The sequence below is a fragment of the Bacteroides sp. CAG:633 genome, assembly GCF_000435115.1.
Classification (GTDB): Bacteria; Bacteroidota; Bacteroidia; order Bacteroidales; family Bacteroidaceae; genus Bacteroides; species Bacteroides ndongoniae.
Genome location: NZ_FR883027.1, coordinates 1 through 4257 on the forward strand (window position 1 = coordinate 1; position 4257 = coordinate 4257).

4 protein-coding genes are annotated in these 4257 nt (G+C 33.2%); all 4 read left to right on the forward strand.

Going from position 1 to position 4257, the window contains the following annotated elements; genetic code table 11:
* The first annotated feature begins 457 nt into the window (after positions 1-457).
* A complete protein-coding gene (locus QVP67_RS04160) occupies positions 458-640 on the forward strand; it encodes a hypothetical protein (protein ID WP_022162291.1) in 183 nt (60 codons plus the stop codon).
* A gap of 541 nt (positions 641-1181) precedes the next feature.
* Complete coding sequence (locus QVP67_RS04165; protein WP_146265136.1) at positions 1182-1994, forward strand: helix-turn-helix transcriptional regulator; 813 nt, start codon at positions 1182-1184, stop codon at positions 1992-1994.
* A 201-nt stretch (positions 1995-2195) separates the two neighbouring features.
* Entirely contained in the window at positions 2196-3209 is a 1014-nt protein-coding gene (locus tag QVP67_RS04170) for a DUF3871 family protein (RefSeq protein WP_022162294.1), read from the forward strand.
* 311 nt (positions 3210-3520) lie between these two features.
* Positions 3521-4108, forward strand: a complete 588-nt coding sequence (locus QVP67_RS04175) for a tyrosine-type recombinase/integrase (RefSeq protein ID WP_022162296.1) — start codon at positions 3521-3523, stop codon at positions 4106-4108.
* Positions 4109-4257 lie beyond the last annotated feature (149 nt).

Here is a 4257-nt window from a genome sequence, read left to right on the forward strand (position 1 = left end):
ATAGAGGATTCACGATAATTCATTACGTTAAAACGGGTTTACAAGGGCAGCAGGATAATTGACTGCCTTTTTTTATTGCCTTTTTTATCTACTAGGCAAGTTATATAGCACCTACTTCGATATATCTACTAATCGCTAATATACAACCATTTAACTATTTATTCTGAATATCGCCTATCCGTAATAACCATAAATATAAACTATTGTCAAAAGAAATTCTTAAAGTCACTATTCTTGTCTGTTAGCTTACTGACAGAAGAAAATAACGGCAATATGGCGATATAGGTAAGCTGGCTATAGAAAGTGTTCCTTTGATTAGGTACACCGCCCAAAGGTGAATATAATCGTACATAGATAAAAAGATTGGAATTACCACGAGCAGAGGCATAACCAGAACTGCCTAGAGTAATTCAAGCACTATAGATTTTACAGTATATAATGAAACTAACATTGAATCATGGAGTATTACACGTTTGAACAATTAAAAGAAATGGCTTTTAGTGATGGAATTACCGGCAATAAGGTAGCTGTTGGTATATGGGCTAAAATGAACGGCTTTCTAAAGAAAAAGAAGCAGATAAACAAGCGTAGAATTACATTCTACTTTAAACTGGATGATTGGCAACCGCATAATGTATGACTGCCAAAGCCTTTCTGTAAGGCAGCGTCAAAAACAGTACATAATAGCTATTCTGGCATACATGGTTAGCCAGATAACACAAGGAGGTAAATTACAGATGTTTTTTAAAGATAGTCTTAGTGAAGTGGTACTAAGGAAAAATGAACCGTAGTCTATGGGAAATTTGACACCAAGTATAGGGGAAAAATGATACTCTATACATTACTACAATACTAACATTACAACTTAGATAATTCAGTGCTTCGCACTTCATTATCAAATTTCTAGCTTTCGTAGATAAGTAACTAATGATAAAAACGTAACATTATGATGATATACAACAACAGACTGTTCAATACCAGAAAGGAATTGAAGCGGTATCTAGGTGGAACACGTAAATATAACAAGGCTCTGAAAAACGGAGAGATTTATAACATATATCAAGAAGAATCAAATAACCAACCGTTTGCGCACAATGGAACAACAATATACGACACTGACAAAAGACATTAATAATATAGATAATAAGGATGCCATAGTATATGCCTATATAAAGTCAAGGATGAATTATAAAACTTCCATTGCAGATAATGTTACGGAAAAGGAGATTTCCGAAAAACTAGGCATATCATTAAGCACTGTAAAAAGAAGCGTTGCAAGGCTAAAGAAGAATAAGAATCTTATTGATAAAGTAATAAGTAACAATGTAATAGCAGAGGGAAGCTACAAGACCTACAACAAATATCATGTGGCAAAATGTAATGAGAACTTCTTCTATATTTATAACAGTTTCTTTAATGATGATATGAACATAGCAAAAGCCAGTGAACGAACTAAATTAAAGAACTTCTTGCTTAAATTAAAGACAATATGTAAAAAGGAAACGAACAAGTATATAAGTGAAAATCCGCATCTGGATGGGCTTAACAAAACGGAACTATCTAAGAAACTGGGCATTGATGAAAAGACATTAAATAAATATCTGGAAATGGCAGTCAATGCAGGACAGATAAAATATATAACAAATGGTTTGCTGATACTGAACAAGTCCATTATTCCAGATTTTAAGAAAGATGATACAGATACAAGAATCTATCATATTATTTATGACTGGTGCATTGATAACGGTGTTGTTCCACCAGACAGAAACGATGAAATAAAAATAATGGAAGATGGCAGTATCAGAAGAAAAAACAGCTTACTTCTTGAAATAGCAGGAAAGCTATACTATATGAAAGATGAAGAAATTAGGAGTTTGCTAACTAATAGAATAGCTTCCGAAGAAATAACTTTGGAATATATAGCTAAAGTGTTGAATATAAAAACTAAAAAGAAGAAAGAGTATATACCGTGTTCCATCATCATGCTTGACTAAACTAGCTAATCACCTATATTCAGTTTGGCTGAAAGTCAAGAGAGCAGGTATATAGGGTACTTCATATAAGAATCCCCCTCCCCATTCAGTCAGTAAGCTAAAATATATAAGAGTGGCTGTCTTTACGGTGTACAACCCACTTAGTCCCCCTCTGTATATTGATATAAAAAAGAATTATTAATCATTTAAACTTTTATCAATATGAGAAATTTAGTTATCATGCCAACAGAGAAAAGAACTTTGAATTTAGGTGAGTTTGCAGAAGAAGCTACTATAATTGTGGAAGAAACTGCAAAGCCTAGTGTTACCTTTTTGGAAGCAAATACAGATTCTATCACACTGGAAGAACTTGCAAACAAATGTGTTGTGCCTACTTGGGCTAACTTGGAATCAACCATTTCACACCAAGACTTTATTTCTTGTGTGCATGAAGCTGCAAGTACATTCTATGCAGGTGAAAAGGTGAGTTTTCCAGAAATAAGAGTTTCACACATAGTACGTGGCAGAATACCGTCCGCACTAGGTAAGAAAGCAAGTGAACTGTTAGAATGTGAAAAGACACAATTCTATCAAAGACTTGCATTTGCTTTTACTGTTCCAACCATTTTTGAAACAATAAGAGGACAAAAACTAGAATTGTGCATAGGTGGGGTAAGAAATTACAGTGACTTGAATCTATACCGTTCTTCCAAAGGTTTAGAAAAGTTTTCCGTCTTTATTGGCTGGAGAATGAGAATTTGCTCTAATCAGATTCTTACTGGTGAGGGTGTGAGGTTCAACATGGAAGTAACCAATATCAGTGAACTTTACAGAAATGTACTGGAATTGTTTAACAGCTTCAATGCAGCCAAAGAAATACATTTGATGCAAACATTATCAGATACTTATTTATCTGAAACACAGTTTGCACAAGTGGTAGGCAGAATGAGAATGTACCAAGCACTTTCACCAGCAAGACAGAAAGCAATACCAAGACTTCTAATCACTGACAGCCAAATAAATAGTGTGTGCCGTGATTATTACACAAATGAAGTGTTTGGAGTGAAAGACAATGCCATATCTCTTTTTGATTTTCACAATTTACTCACACAGTCAAACAAAAATAGCTATATAGACAGCTATTTACAACGTGGGGTAAATGCTACAGAGGTAAGTGTTGGACTGAACAATGTATTACAAGGACTGGATAATAAATATTCTTGGTTCTTGGGCTAAATTAATTGAAAGGGCATCTATTTATTAGGTGTCCTTTCTTTTTTAACAACTTAAAAGTACTACAGAATGGAAGATAATGGAAAACTAGTATTATGGGGTACGTTGGTAGTTCTACTACTAATAATAATTGGTATTATCAATCCTTTTTTGCTGATACTGATTATTGCAATCTTTACTTATCTGCAATCATAAATACTCACTAATATACAAAGTGAATGTTTTGCTATAAATCAATACATTAGCTAATTGGCTAGTATGTTGGTAATGGTAAAATATTCACTTTTATTTATTTACATATAAAACAGAACATTATGAGTTTAAAATATTCAAGCACTACAGCAGATTATCTAGTTTGGTCTGATGCAATGAATTTAATAAGGAAATTGGCTAAAGATGGAAATTATAAAATTTCACTTCTTATAGCTTTGGGGTGTTTCACTGGTTTAAGAATATCAGATATTCTAGCTTTGAGATGGAAACAGATATTAAATACCAGTGAATTTACAGTAATAGAGAAAAAGACAAGTAAGGTGAGAACTATTAGGATAAATGCCCAACTTGGGCAGCACATAAAAGAATGTTATGAACGGATAAAGCCTATAGGAATTAACTCACCTATTTTAGTGAGCCAAAAAGGAACTGTTTTCACTATCCAGAGAATCAATGTGATACTAAAAGAGGTGAAAAAGAAGTACAAATTAAAGATTAAGAACTTTAGCTGTCATTCACTTAGAAAGACTTTTGGCAGACAAGTTTATAATATGAACAGTGAAAATTCAGAACTAGCCTTAGTTAAACTTATGGAACTGTTTAATCATTCCAGTGTAACCATTACTAAAAGATACTTAGGTTTAAGGCAGGAAGAACTACTAAATACTTATGACTGTTTAAGTTTCTAATCTGTTGGAATGTGACAAAGTTTGAAATTTCTGGACTATTTACAGAAATAGAAAGTTTTGTCACATTCTGATAGTCCAATGCAAGCTAGTTCCGAAATGAAGTGGAAACTGTCTTTTTAAAAAGGCACGGTACGGCTTGTAGTTTATGG

Bases quoted from the DNA above. Each gene is read 5' to 3' on its own strand.
- QVP67_RS04160 (WP_022162291.1), top strand. From the start codon at position 458: ATGGAGTATTACACGTTTGAACAATTAAAAGAAATGGCTTTTAGTGAT.
- QVP67_RS04165 (WP_146265136.1), top strand. From the start codon at position 1,182: ATGAATTATAAAACTTCCATTGCAGATAATGTTACGGAAAAGGAGATT.
- QVP67_RS04170 (WP_022162294.1), top strand. From the start codon at position 2,196: ATGAGAAATTTAGTTATCATGCCAACAGAGAAAAGAACTTTGAATTTA.
- QVP67_RS04175 (WP_022162296.1), top strand. From the start codon at position 3,521: ATGAGTTTAAAATATTCAAGCACTACAGCAGATTATCTAGTTTGGTCT.